This window comes from Mucilaginibacter sp. P5_A4, from assembly GCF_056400605.1.
Window position 1 is genome coordinate 333,386 of sequence record NZ_JBFUKX010000001.1, and the last position, 21,295, is coordinate 354,680.

At 41.6% G+C, this 21,295-nt stretch carries 17 protein-coding genes and 1 tRNA gene; 12 read left to right on the forward strand and 6 right to left on the reverse strand.

The window, feature by feature from the left end:
* The first annotated feature begins 1 nt into the window (after position 1).
* From AC1DQW_RS01410 to AC1DQW_RS01420, 3 genes are all read left to right on the forward strand, one after another.
* A complete protein-coding gene (locus AC1DQW_RS01410; protein ID WP_477452493.1) occupies positions 2-538 on the forward strand; it encodes a glucosaminidase domain-containing protein in 537 nt (178 codons plus the stop codon).
* Positions 539-586: 48 nt separating this feature from the next.
* Positions 587-1,423 carry a glucosaminidase domain-containing protein gene (locus AC1DQW_RS01415; RefSeq protein WP_477452494.1) on the forward strand — a complete coding sequence of 279 codons (837 nt, stop codon included), beginning with the start codon at positions 587-589 and terminating at the stop codon, positions 1,421-1,423.
* A gap of 140 nt (positions 1,424-1,563) precedes the next feature.
* Positions 1,564-2,358, forward strand: coding sequence for a hypothetical protein (locus tag AC1DQW_RS01420; RefSeq protein WP_477417573.1), 795 nt, complete (start codon positions 1,564-1,566; stop codon positions 2,356-2,358).
* An 81-nt stretch (positions 2,359-2,439) separates the two neighbouring features.
* On the opposite strand, the gene AC1DQW_RS01425 is transcribed toward AC1DQW_RS01420, so the two are convergent.
* A complete protein-coding gene (locus AC1DQW_RS01425) occupies positions 2,440-2,862 on the reverse strand; it encodes a helix-turn-helix domain-containing protein (protein ID WP_477408260.1) in 423 nt (140 codons plus the stop codon).
* A gap of 408 nt (positions 2,863-3,270) precedes the next feature.
* A tRNA-Met gene (locus AC1DQW_RS01430) sits at positions 3,271-3,343 on the reverse strand.
* A 143-nt stretch (positions 3,344-3,486) separates the two neighbouring features.
* Here AC1DQW_RS01430 and era point away from each other — a divergent pair.
* Together era and der are read left to right on the forward strand one after the other, a co-directional pair.
* Entirely contained in the window at positions 3,487-4,362 is an 876-nt protein-coding gene (gene era, locus AC1DQW_RS01435; RefSeq protein ID WP_477452495.1) for a GTPase Era, read from the forward strand.
* A 149-nt stretch (positions 4,363-4,511) separates the two neighbouring features.
* Positions 4,512-5,813, forward strand: coding sequence for a ribosome biogenesis GTPase Der (gene der / locus AC1DQW_RS01440; protein ID WP_477417567.1), 1,302 nt, complete (start codon positions 4,512-4,514; stop codon positions 5,811-5,813).
* Between the two features lie 179 nt (positions 5,814-5,992).
* Here der and AC1DQW_RS01445 read toward each other — a convergent pair whose 3' ends face one another.
* A complete protein-coding gene (locus AC1DQW_RS01445; RefSeq protein ID WP_477452496.1) occupies positions 5,993-7,576 on the reverse strand; it encodes a S41 family peptidase in 1,584 nt (527 codons plus the stop codon).
* Positions 7,577-7,677: 101 nt separating this feature from the next.
* Here AC1DQW_RS01445 and murQ point away from each other — a divergent pair, with 101 nt between their 5' ends.
* On the forward strand, positions 7,678-8,487 hold the full coding sequence (gene murQ, locus AC1DQW_RS01450) for an N-acetylmuramic acid 6-phosphate etherase (protein ID WP_477402189.1): 810 nt from the start codon (positions 7,678-7,680) through the stop codon (positions 8,485-8,487).
* Between the two features lie 98 nt (positions 8,488-8,585).
* On the forward strand, positions 8,586-9,152 hold the full coding sequence (locus tag AC1DQW_RS01455; protein WP_477402190.1) for a hypothetical protein: 567 nt from the start codon (positions 8,586-8,588) through the stop codon (positions 9,150-9,152).
* 84 nt (positions 9,153-9,236) lie between these two features.
* Here the strand turns inward: AC1DQW_RS01455 and AC1DQW_RS01460 are convergent, their stop codons facing one another.
* A complete protein-coding gene (locus AC1DQW_RS01460) occupies positions 9,237-10,532 on the reverse strand; it encodes a D-alanyl-D-alanine carboxypeptidase/D-alanyl-D-alanine-endopeptidase (RefSeq protein ID WP_477452497.1) in 1,296 nt (431 codons plus the stop codon).
* A gap of 233 nt (positions 10,533-10,765) precedes the next feature.
* Here AC1DQW_RS01460 and AC1DQW_RS01465 point away from each other — a divergent pair, with 233 nt between their 5' ends.
* Complete coding sequence (locus tag AC1DQW_RS01465; protein ID WP_477452498.1) at positions 10,766-11,869, forward strand: aspartyl protease family protein; 1,104 nt, start codon at positions 10,766-10,768, stop codon at positions 11,867-11,869.
* An 88-nt stretch (positions 11,870-11,957) separates the two neighbouring features.
* Positions 11,958-14,603 carry a zinc-dependent metalloprotease gene (locus tag AC1DQW_RS01470; RefSeq protein ID WP_477452499.1) on the forward strand — a complete coding sequence of 882 codons (2,646 nt, stop codon included), beginning with the start codon at positions 11,958-11,960 and terminating at the stop codon, positions 14,601-14,603.
* Positions 14,604-14,740: 137 nt separating this feature from the next.
* Here AC1DQW_RS01470 and AC1DQW_RS01475 read toward each other — a convergent pair whose 3' ends face one another.
* Positions 14,741-15,013 (reverse strand): hypothetical protein, encoded by a 273-nt coding sequence (locus AC1DQW_RS01475; RefSeq protein WP_477417555.1) that lies wholly within the window; start codon positions 15,011-15,013, stop codon positions 14,741-14,743.
* A 205-nt stretch (positions 15,014-15,218) separates the two neighbouring features.
* Between AC1DQW_RS01475 and AC1DQW_RS01480 the strand changes: the two genes are divergently transcribed.
* Together AC1DQW_RS01480 and AC1DQW_RS01485 are read left to right on the forward strand one after the other, a co-directional pair.
* Entirely contained in the window at positions 15,219-16,052 is an 834-nt protein-coding gene (locus AC1DQW_RS01480; protein ID WP_477452500.1) for a hypothetical protein, read from the forward strand.
* 215 nt (positions 16,053-16,267) lie between these two features.
* On the forward strand, positions 16,268-19,201 hold the full coding sequence (locus AC1DQW_RS01485) for an outer membrane beta-barrel protein (RefSeq protein ID WP_477452501.1): 2,934 nt from the start codon (positions 16,268-16,270) through the stop codon (positions 19,199-19,201).
* Positions 19,202-19,263: 62 nt separating this feature from the next.
* Here the strand turns inward: AC1DQW_RS01485 and AC1DQW_RS01490 are convergent, their stop codons facing one another.
* A complete protein-coding gene (locus AC1DQW_RS01490; protein WP_477402200.1) occupies positions 19,264-19,638 on the reverse strand; it encodes a response regulator in 375 nt (124 codons plus the stop codon).
* A 238-nt stretch (positions 19,639-19,876) separates the two neighbouring features.
* Between AC1DQW_RS01490 and AC1DQW_RS01495 the strand changes: the two genes are divergently transcribed.
* A complete protein-coding gene (locus AC1DQW_RS01495) occupies positions 19,877-21,286 on the forward strand; it encodes a glycoside hydrolase family 30 protein (protein ID WP_477452502.1) in 1,410 nt (469 codons plus the stop codon).
* Positions 21,287-21,295 lie beyond the last annotated feature (9 nt).

The following is a 21,295-nucleotide window of genomic DNA, read 5'->3' on the forward strand; positions in this document are numbered from 1 at the left end:
TATGAAGAAAATCTTACTGATTACAACCCTGTTGATCTCAACACTTGCCGCTTCAGCGCAAAAGAACACTTCACAATCTTACATCCAGAAGTTTAAAGATGATGCCGTTCGCATCATGCATGAAACAGGGATTCCCGCAAGTATAGTTTTAGGGGTAGCCATGCATGAATCGGGCTGCGGCAACAGTACAATTGCGCAAAACCTTAATAACCAGTTTGGAGTAAAAGGCGGAGGCAGTGTAGTTTTTATTAAACACAACAAAAAAATTCGGTCAGCATACAAAAAATACGATTCGGTTTTAGATTCATTCCAGGATTTTGCACGAATCATGACCGAGCGTAAGCAATTTAGCCACCTAACTGATGCACTTACCCATTATGACTATGCGGGTTGGGCACATGGTATTCAGCGCAGCGRTTACGCCAGCAGCCGCAAATGGGCTTCCCAGGTTTTAGGCATCATCAAAAAATATGATCTTCATGATCTGGACGAAAACCCGAGCGATCAGCCTAAAGAATTAGCAGAAACTAAACAATAAAATCTTATTTTGGCGAATTAATAATTGCCTCAAATAAGGTTTAACTGTATGCAAAGAATAAGTTTTGTACTTCTGATAGGTATTGTATGTTTTAGCTCCTGCTCCGCGCGTAAAAAAGCAACCATATCAAACCGGGATGTTCGCCGTAACAACAGCAATATCCAAAAGGCAAACAGCGCATCTATTGCCAATTACAAATCGCTCTCTTCGTTAGATTATATTGACAGGTTTAAAGCAATTGCTATACAGGAAATGAACCAGTACGGCATACCGGCCAGTATAACTTTGGCACAGGGTCTGTTTGAATCTGGTGCTGGTAACAGCGAACTGGCCCGTTTTGCCAACAACCATTTCGGCATAAAGTGTACCAGCGATTGGAGGGGCAAAAGCTATTACAAAGATGATGATAATGCCAACGACTGTTTCAGGGTATATGATAACCCCGAGGATTCCTTTCGTGATCATTCTACTTTTTTAAAACGGAAGAATTATGCTAAACTTTTCGAGTTGGATAAAAACGATTATGAAGGTTGGGCCAGGGGATTAAAGGCGGCAGGTTATGCTACCAACCCCAAATACCCGCAATTACTTATCAACCTGATAATAAAATACAACCTTGATCAGTATGATCGTGCGGAAGGTGAAGTAGCCAAGATAAAACGCGAAGACCGGGTGTTATCCCAAATCAATGATAGCATTGGCAGGCCCAATACTGATACGCTCACCAAAACCAGGCCCGACGATAAGATCTATACCGTAAAACAGGGCGATACACTATATAATATTTCTAAACGTTTTGGAATAACTGTTGATGAACTAAAAGAGCTGAACAGTATCCCCGATAATAATATTCATATCGGGCAAAAACTGGTAGTTGTGAAGTAGAGTCAGGAGGAAGAGTCGGGAAATCAGAAAAAGCGCGTCATTGCTTCGTACCTTATAATGAAACAATAGAAAGAAGAAGATCCTCCCTCCTTGCTCCAAAATCTTTCCTCTTCCAAATAAGTTAATTGTTGTTAAATAAGATGGCTAAACACAGCCGAACGTTTATTTTTGGCGCCACAATGAAAGTATGGTTGTTTTTGATTTTAAGCACATTATGCATGCCGGTTTTTGCACAGCAAAAGCAGGTGGAAGGTATTGTGTTTGATAAAGAAAGTAAAGATCGTATTGCCAAAGTAAACGTACAAAATGCCACAACAGGCAAATCGGTTTATAATACGCTTAAAGGCGAATTTGCAATTGATGCCCAGCCGGGTGATGTCCTGATATTTACCAAAGCCGATCATTATAGCGACACTATAAAAGTGCAGAGTAGTAACGCACTTGCAGTTTATATGAAACGATCGGCCATTATGCTGAAAGAGGTGTACATCCGCGACTCGGTACTTACACCTGAAAAACAGTTTGAGGTCACCAAACGGGATTATACCAAAATTTATGGATCAGAATACAGCCAGAGTTTACTCTCGATATCACCCGGTCTGGGGGCAGGTATAGGCATAGACGCGCTGTACAACGCTTTTAGCCGCAGCGGGCGTAATGCCGAAAAACTACGCGAAACAATTGAAAAAGATTTCCATCAAAGAGAGATAGATTTTAGGTTTAACCGTGTATTTGTTGCCAGCGTAACCCACCTTAAAGACCAACAGCTTACCGACTTTATGCAACGCTATCGCCCCGGCTACTTCCTGGTAAAAACAGCTACCGATTACGAATTTATTACCACTATTAAATCCAACCTGCGGCGGTTTTTACGCTCGTCGAAAACATCGTATACTTTAGCACCATTGGTTACACCAAAAGTAGGAGCGAATTAGAACAATGGTTAATTTATAAAATTTATCTAATCAAGAACCATTGTGAGTGTTATCTATTCAGGTTTGGCTTTTCTGAGGGAATTACCGCATTTCTTTATCATTCAGTTTTCCATAATCTTTAAGTATGATGTTATTATACTTTTCGAGTAAACTGATATATTTTTCCATCCAATAGTGTACCGCGTTTGAATCCTCTTCATCCAAAATTAAACTTTGTTTGATAGCTTTTTCCTCAAACGCTTGTTTCATTTTATCAAATCCTGGAATATCCTTAGAAAAATCATACCCGGTAACGTTCCCGATTTTGTATATAATTTCAAGGTCAAGATTTTTCATTCCGAACCAGTTGTAAACTGTACGGCGGCTGACGTTTAAATTTTTGGCAATTTCTGAAATACACATGCATTCCCGATGAAGCACTTTTTCCAAAATAAGTCCAAGGTCAGGTTGGCCGAGGGTTAAATTTTCGTTACCAATATCATTATCAATCGAAGAAATATTCATGGCATTAATTCCCTTTAGTACAACACAAATAGTTATATAATTATAGGAAGTTAATTATTTAAGCGAAGGTGGCTTGCTTTACCGGGATTGAAACCATTTTGCCCGCGTAATGTAAATTTCACCTTGGTAATACAAATTTAATTTATCTAATATAATAAAACTTTACCTAACATAACAAATTATGCAATAATTGAGCCAATTGTAAATGGGCCGATAAACGCGAAAAAGATGCTGATTAAAAATGAGGCAAATTTGCGGCATGTGCTGGTATTGGCAGATCTCCGGAACCCTTGTGCTTAACTGGTATTTTCATTCCTTATATATCAGTCGACAAAAGGAATGGTTTACGTCCTTTGGACTAAGGTAAATAAAAAAAGCCTCTCAGATTTCTCTAAGAGGCTTTCGAGGTAGCGGGAGCAGGACTCGAACCTACGACCTTCGGGTTATGAGCCCGACGAGCTACCAACTGCTCCATCCCGCACTATTTTGTTGTTTATTGCTTTTCGGCATAACCTCGAAAAGCTCTTTCCAATTGTCAAAATGCAATTTGCACTCCGTTTTAATTGGACTGCAAAGATATAATTCGTTTCTTTGCAGTCCAAATATATTTTTAATTATTTTTATATGAGTCACCAGGCAGGTTTTGTAAGTATAATTGGTAAGCCCAATGCAGGGAAATCAACCCTTATGAACGCCCTCGTTGGCGAAAAAATGTCAATCATCACCCCCAAAGCGCAAACCACAAGGCACCGTATTTTGGGAATTGTTAATGATGAGAGCTACCAGATTGTGTTTTCTGATACACCCGGAGTAATCAAACCTCATTATGCGTTGCACGAAAGTATGATGCACCAGGTAGATGGCTCCATTGTTGATGCCGACCTGATTTTGCTGGTTACCGATATTTACGAGGAATACGACGAAACCGACGTATTAAAAAAACTGGAAGGGTCACTGGCCCCCGTTGCCGTACTGATCAACAAGATTGACCAAAGCGACGAGGAAACCGTAAAAAAGAAGGTGGAGTTTTGGCAGGAGAAATTAAACCCTAAAGCCATTTTCGCCATATCGGCATTATTGGGCCACAACATTAAAGCCATTATGGATTTTGTGATAGGCAACCTGCCCGAGCACCCTGCCTATTATGAAAAAGATCAGCTGACGGACAGGAACGACCGCTTCTTTGCATCAGAAATGATCCGCGCGCAGCTGCTTAAACAATACAAAAAGGAAATCCCTTACAGCGCCGAGGTAATTGTAACCGCGTTTGTTGAAGGCGAAAAGCTGCATCGCATCAGTGCCGAAATTATTGTGGAGCGCGATTCGCAAAAAAACATCATCATTGGCCAGGGGGGCAGCATGCTTAAAATAGTAGGGACCTATGCCCGCCGCGATATGGAAGAATTTTTCCAGAAGAAAATTTTCCTGGAGATGTTTGTAAAAGTGATCCCGGATTGGCGCAGCAAAAAAAATTACCTTAAAAAATTCGGATACGAATAAATAGATATGAGAATTGAGATGTGAGATTTGAGAAAAATCTGGCATCCGGTTAGCAAAAGAATTAATTTTGATGTAATTTTTAAGATTAGGCAGTAAGTAAAGCTTCTGTCTCATATCTCAAATCTCACATCTCAAATCTAAACAAAAGCATGAGTAACATAGTAGCCATAGTTGGCCGCCCTAACGTAGGCAAATCAACTTTATATAACCGCTTAACCGAAACACGTAAAGCCATTGTCGACGATTTTAGCGGCGTAACCCGCGACAGGCACTACGGTGTATCTGAGTGGACCAATCACCAGTTTACTGTAATTGATACCGGGGGCTATGTAGCCAACTCTGTTGATGTTTTTGAGGCCGCCATTCGCGAGCAGGTTGAAATTGCCATTGAAGAAGCTTCTGTTATCCTGTTTATGGTTGATGTTACCACCGGCATTACCGACCTTGATGATGAAATTGCCACACTGTTGCGCCGCAGTAAGAAGCCCGTTTTTGTGGTAGTTAATAAATTAGATAATAACGCTTTATTAGCTGATGCCACTGAATTTTATAGCTTAGGCCTGGGCGAGATCTATAGCATCTCATCCATGACCGGCTCTGGCACGGGCGAATTGCTTGACGAGGTTGTTAAGGAATTTGATGACGAAGTACTGGAAGAAAACACCCGCCCAAAATACGCCATTGTAGGCAGGCCAAATGTGGGCAAATCATCTATTATCAACTCGCTTATTGGTAAAGAACGTAACATTGTTACCCCAATAGCCGGTACCACCCGCGATTCTATCCATATCCACTATAACCAGTACGGTCATGATTTTATGCTGATTGACACGGCCGGGATGCGTAAAAAAACCAAGGTTAAAGAAAATATTGAGTTTTACTCGGTAATGCGCACCATTAAGGCCCTTGAAGAGGCCGACGTTATTATCCTGATGATAGATGCAGTTGAAGGTATCGAATCGCAGGATATCAACATCTTCCACCTGGCCGAAAAGAATAAGAAAGGCATCATGGTGGTAGTTAACAAATGGGATTTGATTGAAAAGAACAACAAAACTGTTAAGGTTTTTGAAGAGATGATCCGCGAGAAGATTGCACCGTTTACCGATGTACCTATCGTATTCACCTCTGTTACCGAAAAACAACGTGTGCTAAAAGTAATTGACGTGGCCAACCAGGTTTACCAGAACCGCGCTCGTAAAATAGCTACTTCAAAACTCAATGAGGTGATGCTCCCTATTATCGAAAACTATCCGCCGCCATCCATCAAAGGCAAATACGTAAAAATAAAATACATCACCCAAATTGCAGGTACATCGCCCATGTTTGCGTTCTTCTGCAATTTACCGCAATATGTAAAGGAACCTTACTATCGCTTTATTGAGAATAAGCTAAGAGAAAATTTTGATTTCAGCGGCGCACCTATACAAGTTTGGTTCAGGCAGAAATAAAACTGCAGATGTGCAGATTTCAAATGTGCAGATATGCAGATGATTTTTTGATTGGTTCTGAATGGTTTTCTGAAACGGAATCCATTAACATGTCATATAGATTGAAAAGGAAGGTTTTGTAAGCTTTATACATTGCTTTTTCATCTGCACACTTGCACATCTGAAATCTACACATTTAACTATTGCTCCAGCGCTTTTTTAAACGCCACATCGTTATCGTTCATCACTTCCTGGAAAGCGTTATCGCCCCATTTAAATCTTACCGCGCTGGCTTTTAAAATGCTTTTGATGTAATTTTTTGATAGCAGCAACTCGCGCGAATCCATTTCCTTTAAGGTTTGAGAAGCGTATAGGATAAAGTTATGGAGCTCATCATCACCTACCGAGTAACGTTTAATAAAGTCGTCGCCGGTTGTGTATTTATCCAGTGTTGGCAGCATCTTATCTATCACGTAGGCCGAAAACAACTGCTGTTCGCTTAGGTTTTGCAATACCTGGGTGTTTTGTGTGGTATCGGCAGATACAAAAATATCGGGCATAATGCCGCCGCCGCTGTAAACTTTACGGCCACCTGTGGTATGGTATGATGATCCTTTAAAAATGGTATCGTTCCGGTTACTTTGTTCAGAAAACAACTCGCCTTTTCGCATACGCTGAGCAAGCTCGTTGCGGTAACTAGCTAACCCCCCTTTGTATGATTTTTGTATTGACCGGCCGGATGGAGTATAGTAACGCGCTACGGTTAAATTAACAGCCGAGCCATCGCCGAACGGGAATTGCTGTTGTACCAGCCCCTTGCCAAACGACCTGCGACCAACAATAGTTGCCCTGTCCAGGTCCTGCAATGCGCCTGCCAGTATCTCACTTGCCGATGCCGAGTATTCATCTATCAATACAGTAACCTTACCCTGCTGAAAAGCGCCCGAATCTGTAGCAAAATAATCTGTGCGCGGTTCATGGATGCCTTTGGTGTATACTATTAGTTTGCCTTTGCCCAAAAATTCATCGGCCAATGATGTGGCCGCACTTAAATAGCCTCCACCATTACCGCGCAGGTCGAGCACCAGTTTGCTCATGCCATCAGCCTTGAGCTTTTTAAGCGCGTTGCGGAAATCAATATCGGTAGTGGCGGCAAACTTGCTAATTTTGATATAGCCTGTATTTGCGTTGGCCATATAAGCGGCGTTTATACTGCTGATATCAACCCGGCCACGCTTCATAATATAGGGCCTGGTACCTTTGCCGTTTGTATTGGCTACATCCATAACTAAGGTAGCATTCTTTTCGCCCCTGAAAGCTTCATTAACCCTATCGGCAGTAAGTTTAGTGCCCGAGAATTTTTTATGGTCAACATTAATAACTTTGCTGCCCACTAATAAGCCAGCTTTGGCCGCAGGGCCGCCGGCATAAACCTGTGTAATTATCAGCGTATCGCGCAGCAGCTGGTATTCAATACCAATACCATTAAAACCTCCTTCTAAACGCTCGTTGATACTTTGCGCCTGCTGCGGTGGCAGGTAAAGCGAATGAGGATCCAGGTTTTGAAGCAATTCATTAATAGATGCTCCTTCAATGCTGTCAACGTTTACGCTGTCAACATAGTTCTGGCCAACCAGGTTTAAAACCTGCGAAAGCTTATCACTCCCGGAAAATGAAAAACCAAGGCCACGGTCGACATTATTCCTACTGATCCACAATCCAATAGTAACACCCATCAACAACAGAATCAGCGTCCTGAAAATTATCCCCGCAGTCTTTTTCATATTCAACAAACAAAGTTAATCAATGCTTAACCAATAATTTTTATCGGCAGCCTTTCATTTGATGTTTTTTACCGAATTTTGTTATAAATTATTTGATATTAATGGAAACCATCACCGAAAGGGAGTCGCATTATAATAACCTGGAGCTGCAATCAGTAAGAGAAATCCTTGAAAACATTAACAAGGAAGATCAAACTGTGCCGCGGGCGGTTGCCCAATCATTGCCGCAAATTGAGAAACTGGCAACTGTAACAGCTGCGCGAATGAAAGAAGGTGGCCGTTTATTTTACATAGGTGCAGGCACCAGCGGCCGCTTAGGGGTTGTTGATGCTTCGGAGTGTCCGCCTACGTTTGGCGTTCCGTTTGATATGGTGGTGGGGATTATCGCAGGAGGGGACTATGCCATACGTAAAGCGGTTGAATTTGCCGAAGATAATACGGAACAGGCATGGAAAGACCTTTTGGAATTTAATATAAACGATAAGGATGTTTTAGTTGGTATAGCGGCATCCGGCACTACGCCTTATGTAATTGGCGGGCTAAAAATGGCCCGGCAACATCATATTGTTACCGGTTGTATAGTTTGCAATAGCGGTAGCCCGGTTGCAGCAGCTGCTCAATATCCGGTTGAGGTAGTTACAGGTCCCGAGTTTTTAACGGGATCAACCAGGATGAAAGCCGGTACTGCCCAAAAGCTGGTTTTAAATATGCTGAGCACCAGTGTAATGATACAGCTGGGCCGCGTTAAGGGAAATAAAATGGTTGATATGCAGTTAAGCAATGATAAGCTTATTAACCGGGGCACACACATGGTTATGGACGAAACCGGGCTTAATGAAGAAGAGGCTGCTGTTTTACTAAAAAAATACGGAAGCGTGAGAAGTGCGGTTGAGCACTATAACAATGATTAATTAATTTGCAGCTATGCAAATTTTAGATGTGCAAATGAATTTGACTTGCATATTCTACAATCTGTATATCTGCATATTTGAAATCTGAAATTGGAAAAATGCACGAGATAGAACCATATTATCGCTGGAGAGACGATTACATCGCATCAGAAGATGAGTATTCGCCTTTTTATGCTACAGAATATAGCGAGTTTGAATTTGATAAACAGGTGTACAATTACCTGCTGCATCCGCAATGGGATTCCTTTGGCTCTAACACACTTTACATGAAAGTGCTTTTTGCCGACTATGAAAAGGGTTATACCATTATAGAATTTATTGGCGAATGGAACGATGCCATCAATAACGACATCATGATGCTTAAGCGCGAGATACTGGAGCTGATGATAGACAATGGCATTAATCGTTTTATCCTGATAGGCGAAAACATATTGAACTTTCACTCATCTGATGATTGTTATTACGAAGAATGGTTCCAGGATGTTGAAGATGGCTGGATAGCCGGCATCAATTTCCGCGAACATGTGATTGACGAATTTAAACGTAACAATATCGATTACTACATCAACTTTGGAGGTCAGCTTGATGACCTCGGCTGGCGCAGCTTAAAACCTATACAGGTATTTAAAAAGGTGGAAGAACAGATGGTGAAGAGGCTGAATTAGAACAGCTCCATCCTACCGGTAGGTAGGGCTAAAAAATAAACCAACAAAAGGCTCCCTAACGGGGGGAGATTTAGAGGGGACTCTTCAATAGGTCTCATGTATCCAGGTCATCACCCTCACCATTTCATTTCTGATCTCCCTTGTTGGCCGGGTAAAATTGTTGTTCATAAACGAAAAAGCCAGCCGCTTTCCTTTCCTGGTTACCAGGTAACCACTTTGGTTATAATTATTGGAGAGTGAACCTGTTTTAGCCCAAACAAATGCCTTTCCGCTATCTGTTTTATAGGCGTTTTTGATTGTCCCGGTTAATCCTCCTGCGGGCATCAGGCTATGCAAAAGCGAATCGTTTTTTACTTCATCATCAATTTTACAAAGCAGCTTTACAATGCTTCGTGGAGTAAACAGGTTATAACGCGAAAGGCCCGATCCATCAACCCATTGCGGTACATCTGGCAGATCTTTCAGGAAATTAGCCTTAGCATAATTAATAACAGAGTCTTTATTCAGTGTATTAAACTTTACCGATGAGCAAACCAGCAGCAATTGTTCGGCAATAAAATTATCGCTGGGCTGCAGCATGCGGCGGTATACCGAATCGGCGTTAGTATTATAAATAATTTTTGAATTAGTACTTATGGGCAGCTGGACCAGGTAAACCGGCTTTTTCAAAGTATCCTCCAATAAAGCTTTAGTCAGCATATCACTCGTTTTCCACGGAACCTGTTGCTCAAATTTTGCAGGGATAGCCGTCTCGGGATAAACAAAATTATTGCTTAAAAAGTCTCTGTTTACTTTAAAACCTGCTGGGTGGTAATCTGCACCCCGGTTCAGGTACCTTTTAAAATAGTCGGGTTTCACCTGCATATTTCCGTCACTATCGGCATACAACAGGGCTTCATTATCTTCAATTGGCAATGCCGTAATTTCTGCCTGGTTAGCATCATTATAATCATCCCACCCCCATCCCGGGCCCCAAAAATCACCGGTGTAGCCGATTGTTGAAAAGTATAGTTTTTTATTACTGTTTTGTAAAAACTTCAGCCCGTTAATTCCTTTCAGGTCACTATGCAGGAATGACGGATCTCCAGTTCCCCAAAACACCAGCGAATCATTGCGCACTTCGTACTTAAGTGCCGGGATCGAATCGCCCAGCATTTTAAGGCAGGTATAAAAAGTAAACAATTTAGCATTTGATGCCGGGGTAAAATATTTGTCGGAATTTAGCTCAAACACCATCTTTTTTTTGTCCAGGTCGTATAAAGCAAAACCTGTAAAATGATCATTGGAGATCTGCGATTGCGCAAACTGCTTTTTTATGCTTCGTTTATTTATTGAACGGCTTTGAATACTGCAACTCCCCAATAATAAAACGGAAATCATTAGCAGAAATGTAAATGTTGTGCTCCGCATAAATATTTATCTATTTAACCAATTAATGTTGTAAATTTAATATTACCAATTATACCAAATTGTTACTTAAGCTATTTCATAAATTAAAGCATTTTCGGGCACTGTGGCTAATGTGTTTATTTACATTTTGTTTCACATCGGTCTGTGCACAATACTTTGATCTTGAAACGCGTAAAAAAAAGGTGACCATCCCTTTTAAACTTGTGCGTAACCTTTTGGTAATAAAATTAAGTATTAATAATAAAGGCCCCTTTAATTTTATATTAGATACCGGCGTGGGGCTTATGATCATAACCGACCCCAAATTAGTTGATTCTATTAGTATCCCCAATAAACGTACCTTGAAAATTCCGGGCCTTGGCGAAGGTGCTGATGCCGAAGCTTATGTTACCTCGGCTTTAGATATCCAAATACCTGGTTTGGTAAGCTATGATGTAGCCGCAGCTATATTAAAAAAAGATCTTTTTAGCTTATCGGGCTATGCCGGAATGCCTATACATGGCCTTATCGGGTACGAGTTTTTTAATAACCTGGCCGTCAAGATCGATTTCCAGGATAGTACCGTTACTGTTTGCCGGCCCAAAGATCTCAAGGTTTTCAGGAAAGGTACACAGATACCTATTACTGTTGAAGACAGGAAACCTTACGTAACCGGGAAGGTTATAATACATGGAGGGAAAGAAATTAATAGTAAGCTGGTTATTGACCTTGGTGCCGGACACCCGGTATCGTTAGAAAAGTTTATACCGTTATATGGCCTGCCGCAGAAATTTATTTCGTCGGCCAACCTGGGGATAGGTTTAAACGGGCCTATAACCGGCTTTATTGCGCGTTTAGACGCACTTGAAATAGGCAAGTTTAAAATAAAGGGAATCATATCATCTTTCCCCGATACTGACAATAACCAGGCCCTTCTTTCGGTGCCCAGGGATGGCAACCTGGGGATTGGCGTGCTTAAACGCTTCTCTGTTATATTGGATTATACCGGCAATTCGATGTATTTAAAGCCCAACAGCAATTTTAAAGAGCCCTTTGAACATGATATGAGCGGTATTGAATATTATGCGGCAGGTAAAAACCTGGAACGGATAATTATAAACCGAATTGAGCCTGGTTCTGCCGGTGACGAGATTGGGCTTGAAAGAGATGACGAGATAGTGGCCATCAATTTTAAGCCGGTATCAAAAATGAGTCTTGAAGAAATTGATGAGTTATTTAAATCAAGAAACGACAGGAGCCTGTTGCTCGATATTTATCATGATAAAAAGCTCGACAAAGTGGTGCTCACACTAAAACGCCGTATTTGATTTTTTCTCTTTTTGTGTAATTAAACAATTACGGTTATTAAAAAGGGCAAACTTTTGTATAAGTTTACGTTTAAACTATAGTAATTAAATGAAGAAAAAACCATTGGCAGGTCAATATATACGTGGCGCTGCATTTATGTTAGCTGTTTTAGTGGCTTCCTGCGTCACTAAAAAACAAGCCGCAAACCAAACCTTAACTCTTAAAACCACCGCCGGTCCTGGTGGAACCACAACTACTGCCACTGTTAGCGGTGCTCCCAAAAAAGAAGGCATTAAGAAATTTAGCGACCTGATTACCGGTAAAATAAAAGCAGATAGCGGTCTTTTCAATACTTACAAGGTTGATGGCAAGTACTACTATGAAATCCCGGATTCATTATTAAACCGCGAAATGCTGGTGGTAACCCGTTACATACAAACACCAACCGGCCTAAAAACATTTGGTCAGCAATATGGCGGAGAGGAGCTAAACAACCAGGTATGGAAATGGGAGCGTCACGATAAGCAGGTATTTATTCGCGTTCCCAGTTTTTCTGTAAGGGCAGATAGTACATCGGATATGTACCAATCGGTTAAAAACTCAAACCTTGACGCTGTTTTGGCCTCTTTTGATATCAAAGCCTTTAATAAAGATACCACCGGTGTTTTGATTGATGTATCTGATTTCTACAATGGCGATATTGCGGCAATCGGTTTATCTGATGATGTAAAAAAGGCATATAAAATTTCGGGGGTTGATGCAACACGGTCATATATTGATACCATTAAAAGCTTCCCGATAAATTTAGAAGCCCGCACTTTAAAAACGTATCGTTCTGGCGAGTCGCCTACCGATAACAGTAACGGAGCTGTAACTTTTGAGTTAAATACATCTATGTTATTATTGCCCAAAACACCTATGAAAGCCCGTATCAGCGATATAAGGGTTGGTTTTTTTGGCCAGCGCCAAACCGATTATGGTACCGATAAGCAAAAATCAGAAGTAACTTCCTATATCCACCGCTGGAAGCTGGAACCTAAAGATCCCGCGGCTTATGAACGTGGCGAACTTGTTGAACCTAAAAAACAAATTGTATATTATATTGATCCGGCTACGCCAAAAAAATGGGTGCCATACCTTATAGCAGGTATAAACGATTGGAACAAAGCTTTTGAAGCCGCCGGCTTTAAAAATGCCATTACAGGCAAAGAGGCCCCAACAAAAAAACAGGATCCCGAGTTTAGCACAGAAGATGCGCGCTACAGCGTTATCCGTTATTTTGCTTCTGACGTTGAAAATGCCTACGGCCCCCATGTATCCGATCCGCGCAGCGGCGAGATATTGGAAAGCCACGTAGGCTGGTATCATAACGTAATGAGTTTACTGCGCGATTGGTACCTGGTACAAACCGCGGCTGTTAACCCGGCCGCGCGCAAACCCCAGTTTACCGATGCACAAATGGGGGAGCTCATCCGCTTTGTATCATCGCATGAAATTGGTCACACGCTTGGTTTGCCACATAATTTTGGCTCAAGCTACGCTTACCCGGTTGATTCATTGCGTTCAAAGTCATTTACCGATAAGCACGGCACAGCCCCGTCTATTATGGACTATGCACGTTTTAATTATATAGCGCAACCTGGCGATGGTGTAACACATCTTTATCCTCAAATTGGCGAATATGATCTGTGGTCGATAAAATGGGGCTATAGCTGGTTCCCCGGCAGCAAAACTGCAAACCAGGAAAAAGAGATCTTAGCCGGCTGGACCACAAAAAAAGCAGGCGACCCCATTTATTATTTTGGCAGACAAGGAACCTCTATCGATCCGCGTTTACAAAACGAAGACCTGGGCGATAATGCGATGAAGGCAGGCAGCTATGGCATTGCCAACTTAAAACGCATTTTGCCCAACCTTGAAAAATGGACCTACCAAAAAGGCGAAGGATTTGATGATGTGAGCGAATTGTATAATGAGGTTTTAGGTCAGTATTACCGGTATATGGGCCATGTGACTACCAACATTGGCGGTATGAATGAAAATTTTAAAACTTATGATCAAAAAGGCCCTGTTTATGATTTTGTGCGCAAAAGCCTGCAACATGATGCGGTTGATTTTTTAAATAAGCAACTATTTACCACTCCATACTGGCTTATTAATAAAACCGAATTAAGCAAGTTTGATAATGGTATTATGTACAACCGCATTAAAGGTTTACAGATTGGCATGCTGGCAAACGTTCTTAACCCATCAAGACTTGCCCGGATGTATGATAACGAAGCAAAAAATGGTACTGCAGCTTACACTGTAGCCCAGTTACTGAGTGATCTCCGCCCGGGGATTTTTACGGCAGGCAGGCCCGATGCCTTTAAACGTAACCTGCAACGGGGTTATGTTGAAAACCTTAGAAGCTTGTTAACCGATGATTTCAGGGGCTTCCCTGGCTTTTCGCCGCAAGTACTGGCTTCTTTTGGGTTTACACCTATTAATATGGCGTTATCAGATATCAGACCTATGGTACGTGCCGAGTTAAAGAAAATTGATGCCGGTTTGCCAAAAGGAGGGGATGCTTTAACAGCTGCCCATTACGCCGATCTTAAACTCAGGATAAAAGAAGCATTAAATCCTACCAGGCCAATTGTTAACTTACCTGGCGTTGGCACTATCCGAACTATAAATGCTGATGAAATTACGAAGGAAATTACAGGTAACAGCTACATGAACTGCTGGCCAAAAACAAATGTGGATAACTAATTTGTTCTGATTAGTTAAAATCCTTCGCAAAAAAAGACCTGCTTAAAAGCTAAGCAGGCCTTTTTTAAATGGCGCATGATAACGCCGCATATAGAAATGTTTTACTTCTCTGAATAACATCCGCAATTAGGCCAATACTATTTAAGCTGGCTAATGTTCTCAAAAAAAGCAACCTGCAGATCAAGCAGCGACTTTACATTCATTTTTTCGCCATAAGCATCAAAACAAAGAAATTTTGTGCTCTCAGGATGGTTTCTTTTGGCCTTTTCAAAAAAATTGAAGGTTTCAAAAAAGTAATGGTTAGTTGTAATATTATTTTTACCATTTGTTTGTGAGGCATTTAGCCTAAACCCTATTGCATCCATCCAATGGTGCACCTTAGCGTGTAAATTGTTGCTGATATTATTCATGAGGTAAATGATTTTTAAAGTATAACGAAAGTTTTTGGTTTTTTGTTGTTGCAATATTCAAAAATTTTGTTTATTAAAATATTAGGTAACCCGGATATGAAAATACGGGCTAATAACAAAAAAACTATTTGTGTCAATATTTTGTGAAACTAATTATCCACATATCCGTAAAACGTATTTATATACTACTTAAAATCATATTTTTATGAGAAGACTTCGACTTTTATTTACTGTTTTATTGGTTTGCACTATAAGTATGAATTCGTGCAAGAAAGATAAAACACCCGGACCAATCGGGGCTACCGGTGCTGATGGGGCACAGGGGCCGCAAGGAGAAAAAGGGGATACAGGAGCGCAGGGACCGCAGGGTGCAACAACAGGCATACCCGGCCCTACAGGTGCAACCGGAGCAACCGGTGCCACAGGCGCTACCGGAGCCGCAGGGCCGCAAGGGGCTACAGGTGCAATCGGAGCAACTGGTGCCACAGGCCCGCAAGGAGCAACCGGCGCTACCGGACTACAAGGAGCCATCGGCGCAACAGGTCCTGCAGGGGCAACTGGTGCCACGGGCGCAGCAGGACCGGCTGGTCCGCAAGGCCCAAGGGGAGCAACCGGCGCTACAGGTGCAACTGGCGCTACGGGAGCTACCGGGCCACAGGGTCCCGCCGGAGCTGATGGGTCGACAAATATTAAAAGTTACATAATAACTAATCAAAGCGTTAGTTCGGCAAGTGCCACCCGGCTTAACGTTCCGGCTATAACCCAGGCAATTGTTAACAGCGGGCTTGTTTTGGTATATTTAAGAGTAACAGGCACTACCAGTTTTTATTCTTTGCCTTTCGTCAGAATTACCAACAGCATATACCAATCTGATATAGGCGTAGGATTTGTTAATATTATAGCTAATTTCAATTCACCGGGCTACGACTTTAAAGTAGTAGTGATACCTGGCGGATCGGTAACTACTTTACAGGTTACACATCCTGGCCTTAACTTTAAAAACTATAATGACGTAGCATCAATACTGCATTTAAATTAACCTTATACACTGATCTTATAATTTACCAAGCTGGGCATTGCCCGGCTTTTTTTATTTAATATATGTAACAATAATATGATTGATAGGTATTTAGCTGCTCAATATGTAACAATTATATGTTTATTAAACAATTAACACTTTATAAGTTGAACATTTGCATCTTAATTGTGTCTTTTTAATTACAAATAAAAACACTTGCAAGCTAAATATACACCATGAAACCCCTATTACTTTTTTTTAGCGTTATCCTTTTAAACATCACTGGCGCATATGCACAAACTACCCGCGATGTAAGCGGCGCCATTGCCGATACAACAAAGCAAACATTACCCGGTAGCAGTGTTAAACTGGTAAGCAATACCGGCGATAGCACCCTCACCATTGCCGATGCAAATGGCAAATTTAACTTCCCGGGTGTTAAAGGCAGTAAAATAACACTCACCATATCATCAATAGGTTTTACTGCTATTAAAAAACATTTTGCCCTTGATGATAATGTTAAACCCATTGATCTGGGAACGATTATTTTAAAGGCCGAAACCAATGTGCTTAACCAGGTAAACATAGTTGGTGCAGCTAATCCTATTACGCTTAAAGAAGACACCGTTGTATACAACGCGGCAGCCTATAAAGTGCGCGAAAATGCACCGACAGAGGATTTGATAAAAAAACTGCCCGGCGTGGATGTTGATGTAAATGGAAATATTACTACCCAGGGCAAGCAGGTTACCAAAGTGCGCATAAACGGCAAAGATTATATGGGGGGCGATGTGCAGAGCGCTACCAAAAACCTGCCCGCGGATATTATTGAAAATATCCAGATGATTGATGATTACGGCGATCAGGCAAATTTAACCGGCATTAAAACCGGCGACCCCACCAAAGTAATGAACATTACCATACGGAAGGATAAAAATTATGGGTATACCGCCCAGGCTACTGCAGGAGATGGCCAGGACGCTTTACCTCAGGACCAGGGCGTGCCCAATAAAAACCGGTATATAGGCTCATTAAACGTTTTTAATTTTCACGGCGATCAGCAAATTGCTGTTCAGGGAAGCATCAATAATACCAATGTTAACACCTTTTCTTTCGGCACAACCGGCAGCGGTGGCGGCGGTGGTTTTGGCGGCGGCGGCGGCCGGGGTAATGCCGGGCGGGGCGGGGGCAACTCCGGTAGCCTGATTACAGCACAGAATGGTATCACCGATGCCAAATCAATCGGCGTAAACTTTCGCGATCAATGGGGCAAAAACCTTGGCGTGTATGGAAGCTATAGCTTTGCCGATAATACCACAACAACCAATAATAATATCTTGCAGCAAAATGCTTCGTCAAGTCAGCAGCAACAAAAAAGCCTCGAAAAGGATGAAAACATAAATCATCGTTTTAACTGGAATATGGAGTACAAGCCCGATACCGTGAACTACTTAAAGGTTACACCAACATTCTCCTACGGCGGCACAAACACCAATGAATCTGATGTTGTAAGCCTTACCAAGCAATCGGCAGTAACCGCGGCATACACTTCCACCACGAATGGCGATTCGCAGGCCCCTAATTATGGCATTACAGCGTTGTTTAACCATAGGTTTAAGCATCGCCGCAACTTAAGCATTTTTGCATCAGCAAGTTCGGCGCCAAGCTGGTCGTACCAAAATCCCATTTATAATTATACGGTTTACACCGCTAAGGAACCACGGGTTCCGGATAACCAAACAAATAACACCTATAGCCGTACCAATAGCTATGGTATAAACTTATCTTACCTTGAGCCCTTAGGCAAGCGTTCTTACCTCGAGCTTAATTATGCACTTAATCATTCTGTTACTATAAATAATAAAGAAAGCGATACGTTAAGTAGTTCCGGTACATGGAATCATTATGATTTATTGAGCAATAAGTTTAACTATACATTTACTACAAACAAGGTTGGTTTAAATTATCGCTTTATTGAAAAGAAATACAATTATACCTTAGGGCTGGGTGTGCAGCCTTCAACATTAGATGGAAATTCATTAACAGCGGGCATTCCACCAACACATCAAAATACTTTTAACATAATTCCTACAGCCCGTTTTATATACAACTACTCGCGAAGCAAAGCATTCAGCATTAATTATAATGGTTCAAATGCGGCGCCCACATTTAGTCAGTTGCAGCCGGTAGTAGATTTTACAAACGCAACCTACCCGGTTGAAGGTAACCCCGAACTTAAACCCGCTTTTACAAACAACATATCCATCAGGTATAATAATTTTAGTTTTGCCACCGGTAATGTATTCTTTGCAAACTTCACATTCCAGAAAATCCAAAACCAGGTAGTAACCAATACAATTGCCTCAAACACGTCAAACAAGATTTTTACACAATACTTAAACGCCGATGGCTTTTATAACTTAACAGGCCGTGTAACCTATGCCAAACCATGGGCCGAGCGTAAGTACTCGCTTATTTTTAATGGTACTGCACAGTATAATAACAACGTGGGTTATGTAACCACGGTTAATACAGATCCGCTTTTGGCAACGCCTGCAGAAATTACCGCGGCACAGGAAAAAAACATCGCCAAAAACCTTGTCTTTACTCCCGAAGTACGTTTTAGAGTTGATTTGACCAATATAATTGACGCCCAAATTTTAACCAATTACACGGTTAACAAAACCACCAATTCTGTAAAATATAACTTGACGGATGGCGCTGCAAATGTAAGAACCTGGAACATAGGACTTAACGGGAAAAATTATTTTGGCGATTGGGTATTTAGTTACGATTTTACAAAAGCAACCAATTATGGTTATGCATCAACTATCCAGGTAACCAACCCCAATATTTTAAATTTATATGTTGAGCGCCGTTTCCTGAAAAACAAGGTGGCTACAATTCGTCTTTCAGGATTTGATCTCTTCAATCAAAACACGGGCTTTACGTCAACATCTACGCCCAGTTCTATTACACAATCAAGCGTTAACAGGCTTGCCCGTTATTACCTGCTAACCTTTACCCTGCGCCTGCAAAAATTTGCAGGCAAAGCGCCTACACAAGATATACGTGGCGAGCGGCAGCGTGGCGAACGCGGTGGTCCAGGTGGTGGAGGTCCCGGCGGCAGCGGTCCCGGGGGCCCTGGCGGATCAGGTATACCTCAATAGGCTTTAAACTAAAAGGCCCTATCTTTAACGGATAGGGCCTTTTAGCTTTGTTAAGTTGAATATTAATGCGTTACCAGCACCTTGTTTATTACATGCTCCAGCTCTTCCAGGTCGAAAGGTTTGGCAAGATATGTTTGAGCCCCTGCATGGTTAGCCAGGATCTGGATATCGCTATTGGCCGAAAAATAAATCACGGGAATGTTTTTTAAAGCATCGGACTTTTTCAGGGTTTGCGTTGCGATAATGCCGCCGGCATCGGGGATCCAGTTATCCATCAGGATCACATCTGGCAAAATGCCCAATACTTTTTCGGTTATATTATTGCAATCGGTATAGGTATATACCTCCCAACCCTGTTCTTGTAAAATGTAACTACAGATAGAAAGGATGTCTTCGTCATCATCAAAAATGATGATTTTCTTAGTGGGTTTTTTCATTGGATAGCACAAGTGAAACTAAAAATTATTTTTAATAAAAACAAATAATTTAGCTTCTTGTTGAAACGGCCAAACTATAGCTTCTATACCATTACTTTGTGTACCAAGCACACGTAATTTATTGGTTACTTAATAATTTACCGGTTTTTAATACAAAAACTATAATAAATTTACCAAACCAATTATTCGCCAGTCATTTAATCCTTTTTGTATAATGCATACGGCTTAATCTAAATCTATGAATAAATATATTAGTTCGGGTTTAATAATAATTGCGTTTTTTAGCGCAACAACCATCACATCAGCCCAAAAAACTGCAACCGCCAGTCTTTGGCTTACTAAAGCCGACAGATCTGTTTTGTTCGAAAAGCAGAAAGAAACCTTAAATTTTGAGGCGGCGGCGAGTAATAATTTTACCATTACCGTTGACGATAAACAAACCTACCAGTCTATTGATGGTTTCGGTTTTGCCCTTACAGGTGGGAGCGCCATGCACATCATCCGTATGAGTGCCGATAGCCGCACCGCATTATTAAAAAACCTTTTTGCTACCACCGAAAACAACATCGGGGTAAGTTATATCAGGTTGAGCATTGGTGCTTCTGACCTGAATGAAAAAGTGTTTTCATACGATGATATGCCCGATGGCCAAACCGATCCGTTGTTAGAGCATTTTAACCTTGGCCCCGATAAGCAGGATGTGATCCCGGTAATGAAACAGATACTGGCTATCAATCCTAAAATTAAGATATTGGGCTCTCCATGGTCGCCTCCGGCATGGATGAAAACCAATAATGATACACGCGGTGGTCGCCTAAAACCGGAATATTGGAGTACTTACGCCAAATACCTGGTTAAGTATATACAAAGCATGAAGGCCCAAGGCATTAACATTGATGCCATAACTGTGCAGAACGAGCCATTGCACCCCGGCAATAATCCCAGTTTATTAATGGTTGCCCCGGATGAAGGTGCGTTTATTAAAAACAATTTAGGTCCGGCATTTAAAGCAGCCGGCATCAAAACAAAGATAATTTTGTATGATCATAATGCCGACAGGCCCGATTACCCCATCTCTATTTTAAATGACCCGGCTGCCCGCAAATATATTGATGGCTCTGGCTTTCATTTATATGGAGGCGATATTGAAGCCTTAACTACTGTGCACAATGCCCATCCCGATAAGAACATTTACTTTACCGAGCAGATGGTAGTTGAGCCCGAAAACCAATCAATTATTGATATTGTATGGCCGGTTAAGCACCTAATTATTGGCGCTACCCGCAACTGGAGCCGCAATGTGCTGGAGTGGAACTTAGCTGCCGACCAGGATTACAAACCCTATACAGATAGGGGTGGCTGCCCATCGTGCCAGGGCGCGGTAACTATCAATAAAAACGAGGTAAAGAAAAACATTGCTTATTACGTTATCGCGCACGCTTCAAAATTTGTGCGGCCGGGATCGGTCCGTATTGCATCCAACAATTCAGATAAATTATCAAACGTAGCCTTTAAAACGCCCGATGGCAAAAGGGTTTTAATTGTAGTTAATGCTGGCAGCGCATCCCAGGATTTTAATATTCAATACAAGGGAAAAAATCTGGCTGCTCATTTAGATAAAGGGGCAGTAGGTACCTACATCTGGTAATTTTTAAAT

What these genes read in the sequence shown, in the direction of transcription:
- murQ (WP_477402189.1), top strand. Translation starts at nt 7,678, where the DNA reads ATGGAAACCATCACCGAAAGGGAGTCGCATTATAATAACCTGGAGCTG.
- der (WP_477417567.1), top strand. Translation starts at nt 4,512, where the DNA reads ATGAGTAACATAGTAGCCATAGTTGGCCGCCCTAACGTAGGCAAATCA.
- AC1DQW_RS01415 (WP_477452494.1), top strand. Translation starts at nt 587, where the DNA reads ATGCAAAGAATAAGTTTTGTACTTCTGATAGGTATTGTATGTTTTAGC.
- era (WP_477452495.1), top strand. Translation starts at nt 3,487, where the DNA reads ATGAGTCACCAGGCAGGTTTTGTAAGTATAATTGGTAAGCCCAATGCA.
- AC1DQW_RS01485 (WP_477452501.1), top strand. Translation starts at nt 16,268, where the DNA reads ATGAAACCCCTATTACTTTTTTTTAGCGTTATCCTTTTAAACATCACT.
- AC1DQW_RS01445 (WP_477452496.1), bottom strand. Translation starts at nt 7,576, where the DNA reads ATGAAAAAGACTGCGGGGATAATTTTCAGGACGCTGATTCTGTTGTTG.
- AC1DQW_RS01480 (WP_477452500.1), top strand. Translation starts at nt 15,219, where the DNA reads ATGAGAAGACTTCGACTTTTATTTACTGTTTTATTGGTTTGCACTATA.
- AC1DQW_RS01460 (WP_477452497.1), bottom strand. Translation starts at nt 10,532, where the DNA reads ATGATTTCCGTTTTATTATTGGGGAGTTGCAGTATTCAAAGCCGTTCA.
- AC1DQW_RS01470 (WP_477452499.1), top strand. Translation starts at nt 11,958, where the DNA reads ATGAAGAAAAAACCATTGGCAGGTCAATATATACGTGGCGCTGCATTT.
- AC1DQW_RS01420 (WP_477417573.1), top strand. Translation starts at nt 1,564, where the DNA reads ATGGCTAAACACAGCCGAACGTTTATTTTTGGCGCCACAATGAAAGTA.
- AC1DQW_RS01495 (WP_477452502.1), top strand. Translation starts at nt 19,877, where the DNA reads ATGAATAAATATATTAGTTCGGGTTTAATAATAATTGCGTTTTTTAGC.
- AC1DQW_RS01455 (WP_477402190.1), top strand. Translation starts at nt 8,586, where the DNA reads ATGCACGAGATAGAACCATATTATCGCTGGAGAGACGATTACATCGCA.
- AC1DQW_RS01425 (WP_477408260.1), bottom strand. Translation starts at nt 2,862, where the DNA reads ATGAATATTTCTTCGATTGATAATGATATTGGTAACGAAAATTTAACC.
- AC1DQW_RS01475 (WP_477417555.1), bottom strand. Translation starts at nt 15,013, where the DNA reads ATGAATAATATCAGCAACAATTTACACGCTAAGGTGCACCATTGGATG.
- AC1DQW_RS01490 (WP_477402200.1), bottom strand. Translation starts at nt 19,638, where the DNA reads ATGAAAAAACCCACTAAGAAAATCATCATTTTTGATGATGACGAAGAC.